Genomic DNA, 15,538 nt, shown 5'->3' on the forward strand with positions numbered 1-15,538 from the left:
AGGCGGTTTAGCGGCGCCGCGCAGCGCTGGCCAGATGCTCCCCCACATCGTGGGGGAGCCCCCTACTCCCGCTCCCCGCCCTTCACCGTGAACAGCCCGACCAGCCCCAGGGCCAGCAGCCCGGCGATCGGGATGAAGCCCGCCACCTGGCTGGCGAACACCTTGGTCGCCAGGGCCACCAGCAGCGAGCCCAGCCACATGGTCGCCGTGCCCGACAGCGAGAACAGTCCGAAGAAGGCGGCCATGCGGTCCGGCGGGGCCAGGCGCACCAGCAGGGTGCGGCTCGAGGCGTACTGGGCGGTGACGAAGACCGCGATCAACAGGCCCAGGGCCAGATAGATGATCTCCGGCAGGGTGCGGAACAGCGGACCGTTCCACACGGCCGGATGGGTCGCCGCGTCCCAGGTCCAGAAGTACAGGATCTTCTCGCGGCCCATGCCCAGGGTGCCCAGCAGCACCAGGATGCAGATGCCGACCTCGACCTGGATCGCCCGCCGGGGACCCAGGGTCCTGTCCAGCCACGGCGCGATCAGGCCGCCCAGCACGCCGAAGATCGACAGCGAGATGCCGTAGGCCAGCATCTCCAGCTCGCCCCATTTCATCAGCCCGGCCGCGAACAGGCCGCCGAAGATCAGCAGGGCGGTCATGCCGTCGCAATAGAGCATCCGCGCGCCCAGGAACTTGGCGACGTCGGCATGGCCCTTGAGGTTGCCGAAGGTGTCGAGGATCAGCTTGATCCCCTCCTTGATGGCGGCGAGCAGCGAGACGCCGGTGCGCGGGGCGTCGCGGGTCCACAGGAAGAACGGGATCGCGCCCAGCAACATGACCGCCGCCGACAGCGGGCCGACGATGCGGCTGGGCTCGTGCTCGACCTGGCTGAGGCCGAACAGCGGCGCGGACGGCACGAACGACCACGGCACCACGCCCGGCAGCACGAAGGCCCACATGACGAAGATCAACAAAGACACCGACAGGCCGTTGGCCAGGGCGTAGCCGAGGCCGGACAGCAACGGCTCCTGGCCCTTCTCGGACGCGCGGGCCAGCAGCGAATTGTTGAGCACGTCGCCGCAGTTATAGGCCACGCCGAGGATGATCAGAACCACGCCGACCAGGTCGATCGGCAGGCCGCCGGGCTTGGCCAGCCACAGGAGAAACAGCAGCGGCGCCATGATCGCCAGGATGCCGGCCATGAACGGCTTGCGCGGCCCGAACCGCTCGATCGAGGCGCCCAGGATCGGCGCCAGGGCGGCGGTCAGCAGGCCATAGACGGTGGAAATGTCGGCGACGGTCGCCTGGCCCCGGACCGGATCCCCGACCAGCACCCGCGAGAAATAGGGCGAAAAGACATAGATGGTGACCAGGATCACATAGGGGTCGCGCGAGCCCTGGTGCAGGATCCAGCTGAGGGCGCTTCGCGAGAGCTTCTGCTTGGGGGCGGGGACGAGGGTGTCATCACCCGCGACGTCGCTCATGCCCGGAGGCCCACCCGCCAACTCACTCATACCGCACCCTGATGACGCTCGGCCCTCTGTTGGGACCGTAGGGTGAGGCTGGACCTTAAACGAGCGTTTGTCACCTTACGGATTGAGCGGGGGAGCAAACGCAAATCCAACCGTCATTCCCGCTCTTGTGGCGGGAATGACGGAAGTTGGGGATGGGATAGTGCAAAGACCCTACAGCAGAATATGAGCCCGCACCTGCTCCCGCGTATCCGCGTCGATCCCCACCGCCTGCTCCAGATACCCGTCCAGGCTCCCGTGCTCGGCCTTGATCACCTCGAACGCCGCCGCGAGATACCGCGCCTCGACGCCCATGGCCGCGCGCATGGCGGCTTCGTCCGGACGCCGGCCGGTGATCCCCTCGATGTGGTCCATGAACATCGCCCCGCGCCGGTCGAAGCGGGTCGGGTCGTTGGTCAGCAGGTAGTCGTCGATGACGTCGTCATCGGCCACGCCGGCGATGTGGTGGGTCAGGGCCGCCAGCACGCCGGTGCGGTCCTTGCCGGCCGCGCAGTGGATCAGGGCGGGGCCCTTACCTTCGGCGAGCGCCAGGAAGAAGCGGCGGAATAGGTCGATGTGCCGTTCCTTGAACGGCAGGCGGCGGTAGTACTCGTCCATGTAGTCGTGGACGGTTTCGACGGTGAGGTCGGTGCTGGTGATGAACTCCAGCCACGGATCCGTGCCGGTGACGCCCAGGTCGTTGTCGATCACCTGGGCGGAAAAGCCCGTCCAGCGGCGCGAGGGCGAGCGCTCGCGCTCATTGGGCCGGCGCAGGTCGACCAGGGTGACGATGCCCATCGCCGCCAGGGTCTCCAGGTCGGCGTCGGTGGCCTCGGCCTGGTGGGCGGCGCGGAACAGCACGCCCCGCTTCAGCCGCCCCGCCCCCGCGGCGTAGTCGCCGAAGTCGCGGAAGTTCTCGACGCCTTGCAGCGGGATGTGGCGGGTCATTCTACTTCCTCAGCAGCGGCTGGATGCGATCCTGCAGCGGTTGGTCGACATAGGTGTGAAACAGCCACGCGAATCCGTAGGCGATTGGGAAGCCGGCCAGCCACATCAGCCACTGCCAGCCGATGCCGATCGGCACCGTCTCGATCAGCTTGTGGACCGCGCTCCAATAGATCACGCCGACGAAGATGTGGGTGATGAACAGGGCGAAGGACAGCTTGGCGCCCTCCTCGATCCAGGCCTTCGGGCGCTTGACCGGCAGACGGCCGGCGCCCAGCACGATCATGGCGATGGCCAGCAGCGAGGGGCCGTCGAACAGCCAGGTATCGGGCAGGGCGTAGCGGTCCAGCGGCTGGGTGACGACCAGCAGCGCCACGCCGCTCCACAGCAGGATCTTGGCCGCCTTTTCCGAGGGCCAGCGCATGTCGACGGCGCGCGCCAGGCAGACGCCCAGGATGAACAGCGGCAGGGCCCGCATGACGCCGTACTGGAACTGCAGGTCCGGCAGGGCGTGGTGGAAGACGTGGCGGGCGATCACCTCGAACACGCCCAGGATCGCGGCCGCGCCCAGCGGTAGGATCCAGGCGTGGCGCACCTTGCTGACCGTCTTCCAGAAGAACGGGAACAGGGCGTAGCAGACGATCAGCGCCGACAGCGACCAGCTGGGCAGGTTCCAGCCGTCGCTGGTGAAGCCCCAGGCGTGGACCAGGAAGGCCTGGGCCGGCAACTGGTCCCAGGCGAAGCGGCTGGGCTTGTGGGCGTCGGTGCCGACGGTGTTGAGCAGCAGCACCAGCACGGCCAGGAAGCCCAGCACCACCAGGTGCCCCGGCCACACCCGCGCCGCTCGGCGGGCCCAGAAACGCGCGGGCGAAAGGCGCCCGGTCAGCACCGAGCCGCCATAGGCCCGGCCCAGCACATAGCCCGATAGCATCAGGAAGAAGTCGGTCGCCAGAAAGCCGCGCGAGAACACCTGGCCGAAGCGCTCGATCCGCATCGGGCTCTCGGCGCCGTAGTGGTAGACGACGATCAGCAGCGAGGCGAGGAAGCGCAGAAAATCCAGCGCGCCGCCCCGCACGTTCTCCTTGCCGGGACGGACGGTGTCCGAAGCGGGCGTTTCGGCCGAGACGGGGGTCTCATCCGAGGGATTCGGAGAAAGCAGAACGGTCACAGGGGCCGCCATACCAAAGGCCGTCCGTCGGTTAAAGCCGTACAAACAAGGTCGTCTTGCGGTATGGCGTCGCGGCCACTATCTGTAACTCCTGTTGTATCTAATGGGTTCAATCATGTCCCGCATGCCCGTCCTGTTCGTCGGCCACGGCTCGCCGATGAACGCCATCGAGGACAATGCCTGGAGCCACGACTGGCGCCGGCTGGGCGAGACCTTGCCGCGTCCCAAGGCGGTGCTGATGGTCAGCGCCCACTGGGAGACGCGCGGCGCCTCGGCGGTCAGCGCCTCGCCCGCGCCCGAGACCATCCACGATTTCGGCGGCTTCCCGCAGGCGCTGTTTGACGTCCAGTACCGCGCGCCGGGCGATCCGGCCCTGGCGGCGCGGGTCGCCGAACGCCTCTCCCCCGACGTCGTGGTCCAGCACCCGACGCGCGGCTTGGACCACGGCGCCTGGGGCGTGCTTAAGCCGATGTACCCGGACGCAGACGTGCCCGTCGTTCAGCTCAGCATCGACCGGGGACGGCCGGACCACTGGCACTACGAAGCCGGCCGGCGCCTCGCGGCCCTGCGCGACGAGGGCGTGCTGATCATGGGCAGCGGCGACATCGTCCACAATCTGCGCGCGGCCGACTTCCGCCGGCCCGAGGCGCCGGAATGGGCGGATCGCTTCAACGAGACGGCCAAGGCGCTGATCCTGGCGGGCGACCATGATCCGCTGATCGACTGGCGGAGCCTTGGGCCGGACGCGGAGATCTCGATCAACAGCGCCGAGCATTATCTGCCGCTGCTCTATGTGCTGGGCGCCCAGACGCCGGGCGAGCCAGTGAGCTTCTTCACAGATGATGTGTTCGCGGCGATTTCCATGACGGGGGTCCGGGTGGGGTGATTTCTCCCTTCCCCCTTGATGGGGGAAGGGTCGGGGATGGGGGTGACGCGGCGGTTCCGCCTGCACGGCTCTGCTCACCCCCACCCAACCCTCCCCCATCAAGGGGGAGGGCTCCTATAAAGCCGCCGCCGCCTTCTCCGCCGCCGCCAGCCGCTCCTCCATCCCCTTGCCGTACATCCCCGAAATCCGCCGCAGCACCTCCGGCGGCGCGGTCTCTGGCCGTCCCGCATCGAACGGCGGGGCCGGCGCGTATTCGACCGCCAGCTGGATGCCCTGCGCCACCGCCTCCCCGGCCAGCTCAGCCACCACGGTCAGGGCGAAGTCGATGCCCGCCGTCACCCCGCCGCCGGTGATGTAGCGCCCGTCGCGCGCCACCCGCGAGGGATCCGGGATTGCGCCGAACAGCGCCAGTTGATCCCGCCAGGCCCAGTGGCACGCCGCCCGCTTGCCCTTCAGCAGCCCCGCCGCGCCCAGCACCAGCGAGCCGGTGCAGACCGAGGTTACGTACCGCGCCCCATCGGCCAGCCGCCGGATCTCCGCGATGAAGTCCCTGTCGCCCATGGCCTGCGTCGTCCCGAACCCGCCCGGCACCAGCAGCACGTCGCAGGCCTCGATGTCCGACAGCTTGGGCAGGCGCGCGAACACCAGGCCGTCGGCCTCGATCTCGCCGCCAGCCAGGCTGGCCACGGTCACCTTGGCGCCGGGCAGGCGGCACAGGATCTGGTGCGGGCCGGTGAAGTCCAGGTGCGTGACGCCCGGGAAGATGGCGATCACGATTTGCAAAGAAGGGCTTTGGGACTGGCTCATGCGATGGTCTCCGTCATGATTGCGTGGAGACCATGGTTCGGTTAGCGTCTGGCTGAAATGACATAGTTCCCACGGTTTCAGCCAAGGCCTTCGTCATGCCACGCGCGATCGGCTTCCTGGTCTATCCCGGCTTCCAGCTGCTGGACGCCACCGGCCCCATCGCGGCCTTCGAGATCGCCGGGCGGTTCTCGCCGGGCGCTTACAGCCTGCATTTCCTGTCGCTGCGCGGCGAGCCGACGCCCAGCTCGTCGGGCGTGACCATCCACACCACCGCCCTGGCCGCCGCGCCGCGCCTCGACACCCTGCTGATCTCGGGCGGTGACGGGGTGAAGGTCCCAGCGACCTGCCCCGAGACCCTGACCTTCGTGCGCGAGGCCAGCCGCACCGCGCGCCGCGTCGCCTCGGTCTGCTCGGGGGCCTATGTCCTGGCCGAGGCGGGCCTGCTGGACGGCAAGCGCGCCACCACCCACTGGAGCCGGACAAAGGACTTCCAGCGCCGTTATCCGAACGTGCGGCTGGAGCCCGACCGCATCTGGATCCAGGACGGGGCGGTGTGGAGCTCGGCCGGCATCACCGCCGGCATCGACCTGTCCCTGGCCCTGATCGGCGCAGACGAGGGCGAGGCCATCGCCCGCCGCACGGCCCAGCAGTTGGTCGTCTATCACCACCGCCCGGGCGGCCAGTCGCAGTTCTCGGCCCTGATCGACCTGCGCCCCGGACGGTTCGACGCCCTGCTCTCGTGGGCGCGGCAGAACCTGGCCCAGGCCCTGTCGGTCGAGCAGCTGGCCGAGCGCGCCGCCATGAGCCCGCGCAACTTCGCCCGCCTGTTCGCCCAGGAGACCGGCGTCACCCCCGCCAAGGCCGTCGAGCGCCTGCGGGTCGAGGCCGCCCGCGCCCTGCTGGACAGCCAGCCGCTGCAGGTCGAGGACGTGGCGCTGGAGACCGGGTTCGGCGACTCTGAGCGGATGCGCCGGGCCTTCATCCGCGCCTTCGGCCAGCCGCCCCAGGCGCTGCGTCGCTCGGCCAAGACCGTGTGAACACAAAGCCCCTCCCGCTCGGGCGCGACCAAGCAGGGCCGTACATTCGGGACATCGCCCCGCAACATCGGGGCCGCATCGTGCGTTTCGGGATCGAGGGACTATTCGATCTTGGAGCCCATCATGCCCGTCGCGAAACTGCTAGGCGTTACCGCCCTGGCGGCCGCCACCCTGGCCCTGACCGTCCCGTCGACGGCCGGCGCCTTCGACCGCTACGATCGTCATGATCGCTATGACTATCGCTACGACCGCCAGCACGCGCGCCACGACCGCGTGCGCTACGATCGCGGTCGCCACTATCGTCCCCACAAGGTGCGGGTGTGCCGCCCCGAGTGGCGTCACCACCACCGGGTGACCATCTGCCGCTACGTCTGGCGTTAGGGTCGAGAGCCGCCCGCCTCATCGGCGGGCGGCTTCGCTCTTCCTCAGTCTGGCGCGCCCTGCGCCTTTTCCAGGGCCTCATCGACGCGATGGGCGGCCGCCGTGCCGCCCGCGTCGTCGGCGGCGATGTCGCCCTGGTCGTTCAGGTCGGTATTGGCCTTGGTGATAGCCTCAGCGGCCTTCTCTTCGGAAATCTTGTCGGTATCGGGCATCGGGACACTCCTGCGGGGGTGTCCGGACTCAACCCCAGCCGCGCGGGCCTGTTCCGACGGTCAAGCCTTCGCTCCTGGCCGGCTCGCCCTTGGCCCGGGCGCCGGATCGGTCCAGGCTGGACGACATGCTTTATCTCGTCATCAAGGCCGCCGTTTCGGGGGTAATCGTCGCCGCCGTCTCGGAGATCGCCAAGCGCTATCCCGGCCTGGGCGGGCTGGTCGCCTCGCTGCCGCTGGTCTCGGTGCTGGGGATGATCTGGCTGTGGCGCGACACCCACGATCCGGTGCGATTGGCGGCCCATGCCAGCGGCACGTTCTGGTTCGTCCTGCCCTCGCTGCCGATGTTCCTGCTGATCCCGGCGATGCTGAAGCGCGGCGCGCCGTTCTGGGCCGCGCTCGTCACAGGGTGCGTGCTGACCATGGCGCTGTACGCGGCGATGGTCTGGGCCGGGCCGAAGCTGGGCCTGAAGCTTTAGCTCAACCTCTGGACGCGCTGGACGCTCGTCTATAGCCTTTCTCCGTTCGCGGAGGGGTCATGCGCGGTCAGAAACACTTCCTACCGGCGCTGGCGGCGCTGGCCCTGCTGTCGCTCGGCGGCCTGGCGCGCGCCGCGCCGTGCGAGCAGCGCTCGCCGACCGTGTTCGTCCTGAGCGGCGAGACCACCCAGGTCATGGCCGATTGCGTGGCCGCCAAGCTGCAACCGACCACGACCGAGTTGGTCGTCGACAGCCCAGGCGGTCCCAGCGGCGCGGCCATGGACATCGCCGAGCGCCTCTCGGGCCTGCGTGATCTGACGATCCGGGTCGACGGCGAATGCACCTCGTCCTGCGCCAACTATTTCTTGCCGCTGGGCCGCCGCCTGCTGGTCGGGCGCCAGGCGATCATCATGGTCCATGGCGGCATGGATCCCGCCCAGGTCGCCAAGGTCGCGCCGAGCGAAAAGGCCGCGATCCGGGCCCTGGCCGACAAGCAGTTGGCCTTCGCGCTCAAGCACAAGATCCCGCCTGGCTGGCTGCTCTACCGCACGGCGGCGGCGCCCACGCGGGTCGACGGCCTGGACGGCGCCTATCGCTGGCGCACCAAGCCGGAGGCCGAACTCTATCTGGTCGAGGCGCCGATGCTGCGCTCGTGCCTGCCGGGCCTGGACGTCACCGCCTACGAGACCTGGCTGAACGGCCAGCTGTCCCCGGAACGGATCGCGCGCCTCAAGAATAGCCGCATCGCCGCCACCGGCACGGTCTTTTGCAACGGGCAGGGGTGGTAGGCGGCTAGAGCCCCGTCCGGTCCTTCGACCTTGGATCATCCACCAAGACCCCCGAGTGCAGCACCCCGTCGACGGCCCGGTCGCGCCAGGCCAGCGTGCTGTCGTAGATGTCGGCGGTCAGGTCGACCTCGGACAGCAGCAGGCCTTCGGTCTCGGCCTCCAGGGCCCCGGTGATCACCCCGTCGGGCCGGACGAAGAACGACGGCCAGCAGCTTCTCGGCGCCGATGAATTGGGACAGCTGATCCACAGGTTGTTGTTCGAGGCGGCCGCGATCATCCCGGCCGGCATGGTGATGGCCGGCAAGGTGGTCCCGCCGGTCAGGTGATGGACGCCGACGCCGGCCTCCATCTCTGCGAACCGCTCCACGGACAGACCGCCCGCGTGGAAGCCGTGGAACATCATCCGCGCGCCCAGGCGATGATAGGCGCGATAGAGCTCCGGATAGCGGTAGTCGTGGCAGACGAGCACCCCGCAGCGCACGCCGGCGATCTCGAACACCGCGAAGTGGTCGCCGGGCGTGTAGTGGGCGAGATCCCCGGTCAGCCCCGCAGCGTCGCCGGCGCAGAAACGCTTGTCGTAACGGTCGACCAGGGCGCCCGAGGCGTCGATGACATGGACGCAGTTGTGAGGCTTGCGGCCCTGCGACAAGCGATGGGCCGAGCCGAGCACGGTCCAGAGATCCAGCGCGCCGGCCAGCGCCATGACCCGCCGCGTGGCGGTCTCCAGCCCCGCCCAGTCGAAGCCGTCGAAACCCGCGAAGTCGACGCCGGCATAGCCCGACAGCGCCGCCTCGCAGAAATGCACGACATCGGCGCCCGCCGCCCGCGCCTGGCGCATCAGCCGCTCGACCGCCGCAAGGTTGGCGGCGATGTCGGACGAGACGGCGAACTGGGCGGTGGCGACCTTCAGAACCATGCCGCCTACCCCTTGGCCTCCAGCCGCGCCGTCAGCGCGGTCATCTGGGCCTCGAGGCGGCCCAGCGCCTCGGCGTGCTGCTTGCCCAGCTCGACGATGTCGCGCTCGCGCAGGGCGTCCAGCTTGTCGTGCAGGTGCATGATCTCCAGCTCGGCCCGCAGGTTGACGACATAGTCGTGCTCGGCGTTCTGGCGATCCTTCAGCGCCTGGCGGTTCTGGCTCATCATGATCACCGGGGCCTGCAGCGCCGCCACCGTGGACAGCAGCAGGTTCAGGAAGATGAATGGATAGGGGTCGAAGGCCAGGTTCAGCGGCTTGAGCGCGACATTGACCGCCGTCCACACCAGCAAGGCCGCGCTGAAGCCGCCGATGAAGGCCCACGAGCCGCCGACCGCCGCCACCTTGTCGGCCAGCCGGTCCCAGAACGAGCGGTCGTCATTGACCAGGATCGCGTTCAGGCCGGTCGGCGCCTCAGCGCAGATCAGGTCGATGACGCTCCTCTGGACCTCGTTCAGCTGCCCATAGGGGACAGACAGAAGTTCGCGGGACAGCTGGTCGAGGCGTTCGTCGATATTCATGGGCGGACTCTTGGGCGGGTGATGGCCGGATCATCGGCTGGGCCGGCGTGCGACGCCAACTTAAGCGTCATGTCCCGGCGATTGACAGGCCCGCCTTGTTGAGGCGACGCTCAATCAGGTCGGGTGGGGCCGACTTCAAGTCAACCGATCGATGGAGACGACCGATGGCCCATAAGTTCGTGATCAAGAAGAACAAGGCGGGCGAGTTCGTCGCCTACTTCACCTACAACAGCGAAACCATCTTCTGGACGGAAGGCTATGCGTCCAAGGCCTCGGCCAAGAACGCGATCGAGTCGATCCTGAAGAACGGCCCGGGCGCCGAGATCGACGACCAGACGGACTGATAGATGCTCCCCCGCGATGCGGGGGAGATGTCGCGGAGCGACTGAGGGGGCCTTCACCGCGTAGGCCCAGTTCGCCCCCTCCGGCCCTCTGGGCCACCTCCCCCGCAGCGCGGGGGGGGATCTTTCAGAGACACCTTGACCCTTCCCGCTCCTGGCCTTCTGATCATTGATAACAATGATACGGGAGGGAGCCGTCATGCCGGCCAACGGGCGCAAGAGCATCTTCATCACCGGGGCCGCCAGCGGGATCGGCCTGGCCTGCGCCAAGCGCTTCGCCAGCGCCGGCTGGTTCATCGGGCTGTCGGACATCGACAAGACCGGGCTGAAGGCCGCCCTGCTGGCCATCGGACCGGACAACGGCTCCATCCATCCGCTGGACGTCCGCGACCGCGACGGCTGGGCCAACGCCCTGGGCGAATTCGGGCGGGAGACGGGCGGCAAGGCGGACGTGCTGCTCAACAACGCCGGGGTCGCGCGGTTCGGGGTGCTGGAGGATCTGTCCGACGCCGACTGCGACATCCAGATCGACGTCAACATCAAGGGCGTGATCAACGGCGCCCGCGCGGGCCTGCCGCTGCTGCAGGCGGCCGGCGGACGGCTGATCAATATCGCCTCGTGCGCCGGGCTCTACGGCTCGCCGAAGCTGGCGGTCTATTCGGCCACCAAGTTCGCGGTGCGCGGCCTGTCCGAAGCCCTCGACGTCGAATACGCCCGCCACGGGGTCAGCGTCGCCTGCGTCATGCCGTGGTTCGTCGAGACGCCGATCCTGAACGCCGGGGCCTCAGGCTCAAACGAGCACATGGCCGACGCCCTGCGGGCGGGCGGGATGGAGGTCTATCCCGTGGAGGACGCCGCCCAGGCGGTCTGGGACGCGGCGCACGGCAAGCTGCTGCACTACTTCGTGGGCAAGCGGGCGAAGCAGATGCGCTTCGCCACCAGCCACATGCCGAATGCGGTCAGGAAGCAGCTCCGCTCCCGGCCCCTACTGTCGTCTTGAGGCCTTCCAGCGGCGCGCGGTCGGACGAGACCGGGATCGCCTTGGTCGACGCCGGAGCCTTGGCCGACGTCGCCGAGGCCGGCGTCGTCTTGGCGGCCGTGGCGATCGGGGCCGAAGCCGGCTCGGTCACCGCCGCGCCGATCGGGCCGCCCATGCCCGGAGCGTTCGTCGAGGCGGGCTCGACGCGACCCAGGGCGCTAGCGGCGTAGACTACCGGCGGACGACCGTCAGCCGTCAGGCTGGCGATCTCGGACGGCGCGATGTCGTCGGCGCTCGGCAGGCGCGAGGGCGCGTAGTTGGAGACGCCGCCGCGACCGAAGCGATAGAAGATGTGCATGCCGACCTGGGCGACGCGCAACAGGCGCGGACCCCAGCCGGGCGAGACATTGGTCGTGTGGAAGTGCGTGGCCGAGCCGACCTCGCTGGGCATGGCGCCCGCCAGGGTGCGCGAGGCGATCTTGCGGGCCCGGGCCCAGGCGCCGACGTCGCGGGCGCGGCGCATCGAGCCGTCGCAGGCGAAGCTGAACTGGCAGCCGGTGCGGTTGACCGCGCCCTGGAAGACCACGCCGCAGATCGACTTCGGGAAGGCCGGATGGCGCACGCGGTTCATCACCACCTGGGCCACGGCCGCCTGGCCGCTGGGGGTCTCGCCCCGGGCTTCGTAGTAGACGGCGTCGGCCAGGCATTCGAGCTCGCGCGAGCTCTCCAGGGCGTTGCCCAGCTGGAACGGGGTGCTGCCGCCGACATTGAAGGCGGAGCCGAAGCTGGCGCGCAGCATCAGCGGACCGGTGCGGCCGCTCTGGCCGGGCATCAGGCCCGAGCCGGCGCCTTCGAGGCGGGCGGCCAGTTGCTGGGTCTGACGGTCGCTGCGTTCGACGGCGGCGAAGAGATAGGGATCATGACGCTTGGCCACGGCGAGGGCGCCGGGGTCCATACGCGTAGAAGCGCTGAGCATCGCCGCGTCGGAGAAGTTCCCCGAAGCGCCTTCCGCCAATCGGGCGACGCGGGCATGGGTTGAGGCCGATTGAGCCAGACCACCCAGAAGGTAAACACCGCCCAGAGCCAGACCCGTGATGGATCCGACCAATACGGCGCCGACCAGCCCGCGCGCATCCGCGCGCGTCTGCGACTTGATATACAAAACTCGTGTCCTGCGCGGCGAGGGCGCTCGGGCCCCCCGACAAAAACCGCCCCGAAACCCCCGGTAAATCCACTGCGGGGAACGCTTCGAAGCGGAGACCCGGCCGTATCACGATGTGGCCAAGGTCCTGCTTGTAGCGGCTTATGACGTATCCGTGACCGACTCGCAAGCACTTGCTGCGCTGCAACATGCCCGCTGCGCCCAGAAGTCGCACAGTTGAAAGGTTAACGCGTTGAATCATCGCGAAAAGCTGGACGATCAAGAGCGTCGTTTTTTTGGGGACCGAAACGCCGCGCCGCACCTGTGTTCGCCGATTTCTGAACCGTCTTCGGCGGCGCCGCATCGTTACTCGACGACGACATAAACCTTAATATTCGGGGCGAACGAAGACTCTGAACACGGAGCTTCGAAGGTGCGTGGCGGCGTTGAAGACGGGGGCTTCTCGCCGCCTCACCCAACCCGTCATCCCGCGCCTTGTGCGCGGGACCCATGGCTCAGCTTTCATGTGGGAACTTAGCTGAGCACTTCACTTGCGGCGGACAGATGGGTCCCGCGCACAAGGCGCGGGATGACGGTTGAGAGAGCGTGGGGATAGCAGCCAAGTGCGCGAACCGCCCCCTACTTCCCCCTGACCAGGCGCCGCCCGTCGACGAACAGCTTGATCAGATAGACGCCCGCCGCGACGACCATCATGACCTTGAACGTCAGATCGACGGTCCGCTGCAGATGGGCCAGATTTTCGCCCGGCGCATCGGGCAGCATCAGGGTGATCAGCGGCTGGGCCGGCCACAGGATGGCCACCAGGGCCAGGCCGCCCAGCGAACAGATCAGCTCCAGGCTGGCGCGCGGCCGCACCCAGCCCGGCTTGACCACCAAGATCAGGGACGAGAGGGCCTGCACCACCGATAAGGCCAGGATCGGCCAGTACAGCGTCGTCAGCACCGGGCTCAGCGCGATGCCGACGTCGCCGCCGTCATGGACGAGGGCGCCCATCGGGAACGGCAGCAGCCGGGTCCACCAGGCGATGAACAGCAGTGTGACGATCAGCTCGAACAGCCCTTCGAAGCGGCTCTTCACGAACAGCCCCTTGCCTTGCGGGATGTGCGGCAGGTCGCTGGCCTTCCACTGGCTGAAGTCGCCCAGCTTGATCCAGCCGCGCTCGACCGCCGCGCCGACCAGGGTGGCGCAGCCGATCAGGGTCAGCGCCGAGGCGATGAAGTCGTTGATCACGCCGCTGATCGTGTGCGGCCCGCCGTGGCCGGTGACCAGCAGGATCCCCGCCGGGACGATCGCGGCGATCGCGGCGATGGCCAGCAGCACCTTCACGCCGAATTCCCAGAACGGATACAGCTCCGGCCCGATCAGGGCGGTGCGCGGGCCATAGCGGCCGGCCACGGCGATCGGGTGGCCGATGTCGCGCAGCAGCGCCTCGATCTCGCGCTTGTCGAGCGGACGGCGAAGAACCGCCTCCTGCTCCTCGACGCGGTTCATGATCAGGTCGCGCAGCTCGGCGATGATGTCCTGGCGCTGGTCCTTGGGTAGCAGAGCGGCCACGGCCGCCAGATAACGATCGATCAGATCGCTCATGGTCTTGTCCCCTTGAGAGTGAGAAGCCGGCTTCACAGCAGCGGCTCGAGGGCGGCGTTGATCGCGCGCCATTCGTCGGCGAGGCGGGCCAGCACGCGCCTTCCCTCATCCGACAGTCGGTAGAAACGCTTCTTGCGCTTGTCTTCCTCGCGCCATTCGCTGGCCAGCAGCCCCTGGGTCTCCAGCCGACGCAGCATCGGATAGAGCGCGCCTTCGTCGATCTCCACGCCCACGCCCGAAAGCGCCTGGCGAAGGCTGTAGCCGTAACGCTCCTCCCGCAGCTGGGCGAGGACGGCCAGGATCAGGCTCCCCCGCCTCAGCTCCTGGCGGAGCGATTCAAAGATGTCGGTATCGGTGGGCATTGAGTGTGCGTCGCATAGTGTGTGGCACATGGTGTGCGATACACACTGTGTGACATACAGTATAAGCGGGAGTCAACCTCACGGAACGCCGGTCACGCTCGCGCTTTCTCTCCGGCGAACGAGACGGAGGTTCCATGCTGGGAGATCGCGACGCGCAGGCGACCGTGGCGGTGAAGGACCTGAAGGTCGCGCGGCCGTTCTACGAGGAGATCCTGGGCCTGACGCCCCTGCCCAGCGACACGCCCTCGGTGCAGGGCTTCAAGGCGGGCGCCTCGGTGGTGCTGGTCTACGAGTCCGACTTCGCCGGAAGCAACAAGGCCACGGTCCTGACCTGGTCGCTGGGCGAGGCGTTCGAGGACGCAGTCCAGGCGCTGAAGGCCAAGGGTATTGTGTTCGAAAGGTACGACCTGCCGGGCATGAGCCGCGACGGCGACGTCCATGTGTCCGGCGGGATGCGGGTGGTCTGGTTCAAGGATCCGGACGGCAACATCCTTAGCCTCGGCAACTACTGAGCTCCGCTATGACGGACCTCGGCCGCTTCGTCGAAGCCCAGACCGCCGTCTATGACACCGCCCTGGCCGAGTTGAAGCGCGGCCGGAAGGCCAGCCACTGGATGTGGTTCGTGTTCCCGCAGATCGCCGGCCTGGGCCACAGCCCGACCGCCAGCTTCTACGCCATCGCCGATCTCGACGAGGCCCGCGCCTATCTGGCTCACCCCGTGCTGGGGCGCGCCTGATCGAGGCGGTCGAGGCCATCCTGGCCCTGCCCGGCCGCGACGCCCACGCCGTGTTCGGATCGCCCGACGACCTGAAGCTGTGCTCGTCCCTGACCTTGTTCCACGCCGCCGCCCCGCACGAGCCGAGCTTCCAGCAGGCGCTCGACAAGTACTTCCCCGGCGCGCCCGACCCGCTGACGTTGGAACGACTGCAAAAACATCTCTGAGTTGACACTCGAAGAAATTCGCGTCAGCTTCGAAACCGTACCGGGGGCGTAAATTCTGATGTGTCGACGGACGCACGACGTCCGCGCGCGCGCCTCTTCCCGCATGCCTCTTTGTCTTGTCGCGTAGGCCTTCAACCGGGGCGCACATGTCGCTGAAGCCGATCGCCGACTATGCCGAATACGGCCTGCTGATCTGGCTGGCCGTGATCGCGGGGGTGTTGCTGCTGAAGGGCTTCTCCGGGGGCGACATCCGGGGGCTGATCGTCAATCGCAAGACCGGCGGCGTCTCGCCCGCGCGCGTGCAGGCCCTGGGCGTCGTGGTCGCCTTCGCCGGCTGGTACGCGACCCTGGGACTGCAGGCGATCTCGGCCCACGCCGACAAGCTGCCCGAACTTCCGACCGAGGCGCTCTCGATCCTGGCCGCCAGCCTCGGCGTGCACATCGGCGGCAAGTTCTACGAACGCACCTGAGG

General features: G+C 68.3%; 19 protein-coding genes and 1 pseudogene. 10 read left to right on the plus strand and 10 right to left on the minus strand.

Features of this window, described 5'->3' with window-relative positions; translation table 11 throughout:
* Positions 1–62: 62 nt before the first annotated feature.
* From CSW62_RS20245 to CSW62_RS20255, 3 genes are all read right to left on the minus strand, one after another.
* Complete coding sequence (locus CSW62_RS20245; RefSeq protein WP_099580948.1) at positions 63–1,502, minus strand: MFS transporter; 1,440 nt, start codon at positions 1,500–1,502, stop codon at positions 63–65.
* A 171-nt stretch (positions 1,503–1,673) separates the two neighbouring features.
* Positions 1,674–2,447 (minus strand): tyrosine-protein phosphatase, encoded by a 774-nt coding sequence (locus CSW62_RS20250; RefSeq protein ID WP_099580950.1) that lies wholly within the window; start codon positions 2,445–2,447, stop codon positions 1,674–1,676.
* 1 nt (position 2,448) lies between these two features.
* On the minus strand, positions 2,449–3,624 hold the full coding sequence (locus CSW62_RS20255; protein WP_099580952.1) for an acyltransferase: 1,176 nt from the start codon (positions 3,622–3,624) through the stop codon (positions 2,449–2,451).
* Between the two features lie 103 nt (positions 3,625–3,727).
* Here CSW62_RS20255 and ygiD point away from each other — a divergent pair, with 103 nt between their 5' ends.
* Entirely contained in the window at positions 3,728–4,498 is a 771-nt protein-coding gene (gene ygiD, locus CSW62_RS20260; RefSeq protein ID WP_099582385.1) for a 4,5-DOPA dioxygenase extradiol, read from the plus strand.
* Positions 4,499–4,612: 114 nt separating this feature from the next.
* Here ygiD and CSW62_RS20265 read toward each other — a convergent pair whose 3' ends face one another.
* The gene (locus CSW62_RS20265; RefSeq protein WP_099580954.1) at positions 4,613–5,305 is read right to left on the minus strand and encodes a DJ-1/PfpI family protein; all 693 of its coding nucleotides are present in this window, start codon (positions 5,303–5,305) and stop codon (positions 4,613–4,615) included.
* 95 nt (positions 5,306–5,400) lie between these two features.
* Between CSW62_RS20265 and CSW62_RS20270 the strand changes: the two genes are divergently transcribed.
* Positions 5,401–6,342 carry a GlxA family transcriptional regulator gene (locus CSW62_RS20270; protein WP_099580956.1) on the plus strand — a complete coding sequence of 314 codons (942 nt, stop codon included), beginning with the start codon at positions 5,401–5,403 and terminating at the stop codon, positions 6,340–6,342.
* Between the two features lie 123 nt (positions 6,343–6,465).
* Positions 6,466–6,723, plus strand: coding sequence for a hypothetical protein (locus CSW62_RS20275; protein ID WP_099580958.1), 258 nt, complete (start codon positions 6,466–6,468; stop codon positions 6,721–6,723).
* A gap of 44 nt (positions 6,724–6,767) precedes the next feature.
* Here CSW62_RS20275 and CSW62_RS26465 read toward each other — a convergent pair whose 3' ends face one another.
* Positions 6,768–6,935: a hypothetical protein gene (locus CSW62_RS26465; RefSeq protein ID WP_158235474.1), complete on the minus strand. Its 168-nt coding sequence runs from the start codon at positions 6,933–6,935 to the stop codon at positions 6,768–6,770.
* Positions 6,936–7,060: 125 nt separating this feature from the next.
* On the opposite strand from CSW62_RS26465, the gene CSW62_RS20280 reads away from it, so the two are divergent.
* Together CSW62_RS20280 and CSW62_RS20285 are read left to right on the plus strand one after the other, a co-directional pair.
* Complete coding sequence (locus CSW62_RS20280) at positions 7,061–7,411, plus strand: DUF3147 family protein (RefSeq protein ID WP_099582386.1); 351 nt, start codon at positions 7,061–7,063, stop codon at positions 7,409–7,411.
* 59 nt (positions 7,412–7,470) lie between these two features.
* Positions 7,471–8,199, plus strand: a complete 729-nt coding sequence (locus tag CSW62_RS20285; RefSeq protein WP_099580961.1) for a hypothetical protein — start codon at positions 7,471–7,473, stop codon at positions 8,197–8,199.
* 4 nt (positions 8,200–8,203) lie between these two features.
* Here CSW62_RS20285 and CSW62_RS20290 read toward each other — a convergent pair whose 3' ends face one another.
* Both CSW62_RS20290 and CSW62_RS20295 read right to left on the minus strand, forming a co-directional pair.
* Positions 8,204–9,115: a carbon-nitrogen hydrolase family protein gene (locus CSW62_RS20290; protein WP_099580963.1), complete on the minus strand. Its 912-nt coding sequence runs from the start codon at positions 9,113–9,115 to the stop codon at positions 8,204–8,206.
* A gap of 5 nt (positions 9,116–9,120) precedes the next feature.
* Positions 9,121–9,693 (minus strand): DUF1003 domain-containing protein, encoded by a 573-nt coding sequence (locus CSW62_RS20295; RefSeq protein ID WP_099580965.1) that lies wholly within the window; start codon positions 9,691–9,693, stop codon positions 9,121–9,123.
* Positions 9,694–9,857: 164 nt separating this feature from the next.
* Between CSW62_RS20295 and CSW62_RS20300 the strand changes: the two genes are divergently transcribed.
* Together CSW62_RS20300 and CSW62_RS20305 are read left to right on the plus strand one after the other, a co-directional pair.
* Positions 9,858–10,037, plus strand: a complete 180-nt coding sequence (locus CSW62_RS20300) for a DUF1508 domain-containing protein (protein WP_099580967.1) — start codon at positions 9,858–9,860, stop codon at positions 10,035–10,037.
* A 166-nt stretch (positions 10,038–10,203) separates the two neighbouring features.
* Complete coding sequence (locus CSW62_RS20305) at positions 10,204–11,034, plus strand: SDR family oxidoreductase (protein WP_199170649.1); 831 nt, start codon at positions 10,204–10,206, stop codon at positions 11,032–11,034.
* On the opposite strand, the gene CSW62_RS20310 is transcribed toward CSW62_RS20305, so the two are convergent.
* The 3 genes from CSW62_RS20310 to CSW62_RS20320 form a co-directional block, all read right to left on the minus strand.
* Positions 10,994–12,175, minus strand: a complete 1,182-nt coding sequence (locus CSW62_RS20310; protein WP_099580971.1) for a cell wall hydrolase — start codon at positions 12,173–12,175, stop codon at positions 10,994–10,996. The genes CSW62_RS20305 and CSW62_RS20310 overlap by 41 nt on opposite strands.
* A gap of 618 nt (positions 12,176–12,793) precedes the next feature.
* Complete coding sequence (locus CSW62_RS20315) at positions 12,794–13,762, minus strand: hypothetical protein (protein ID WP_199170651.1); 969 nt, start codon at positions 13,760–13,762, stop codon at positions 12,794–12,796.
* Positions 13,763–13,794: 32 nt separating this feature from the next.
* Positions 13,795–14,124 (minus strand): PadR family transcriptional regulator, encoded by a 330-nt coding sequence (locus CSW62_RS20320; protein ID WP_199170652.1) that lies wholly within the window; start codon positions 14,122–14,124, stop codon positions 13,795–13,797.
* Between the two features lie 134 nt (positions 14,125–14,258).
* Between CSW62_RS20320 and CSW62_RS20325 the strand changes: the two genes are divergently transcribed.
* The 3 genes and pseudogenes from CSW62_RS20325 (at position 14,259) to CSW62_RS20335 (ending at position 15,536) form a co-directional block, all read left to right on the plus strand.
* Positions 14,259–14,636: a VOC family protein gene (locus CSW62_RS20325; protein WP_099580977.1), complete on the plus strand. Its 378-nt coding sequence runs from the start codon at positions 14,259–14,261 to the stop codon at positions 14,634–14,636.
* An 8-nt stretch (positions 14,637–14,644) separates the two neighbouring features.
* Positions 14,645–15,066: pseudogene (locus CSW62_RS20330) on the plus strand (DUF1810 domain-containing protein).
* A 146-nt stretch (positions 15,067–15,212) separates the two neighbouring features.
* On the plus strand, positions 15,213–15,536 hold the full coding sequence (locus tag CSW62_RS20335; protein WP_099580979.1) for a hypothetical protein: 324 nt from the start codon (positions 15,213–15,215) through the stop codon (positions 15,534–15,536).
* The last annotated feature ends 2 nt before the right edge of the window (positions 15,537–15,538 follow it).

Origin of the sequence: Caulobacter sp. FWC2 (assembly GCF_002742625.1) — a bacterium.
Classification (GTDB): domain Bacteria; phylum Pseudomonadota; class Alphaproteobacteria; order Caulobacterales; family Caulobacteraceae; genus Caulobacter.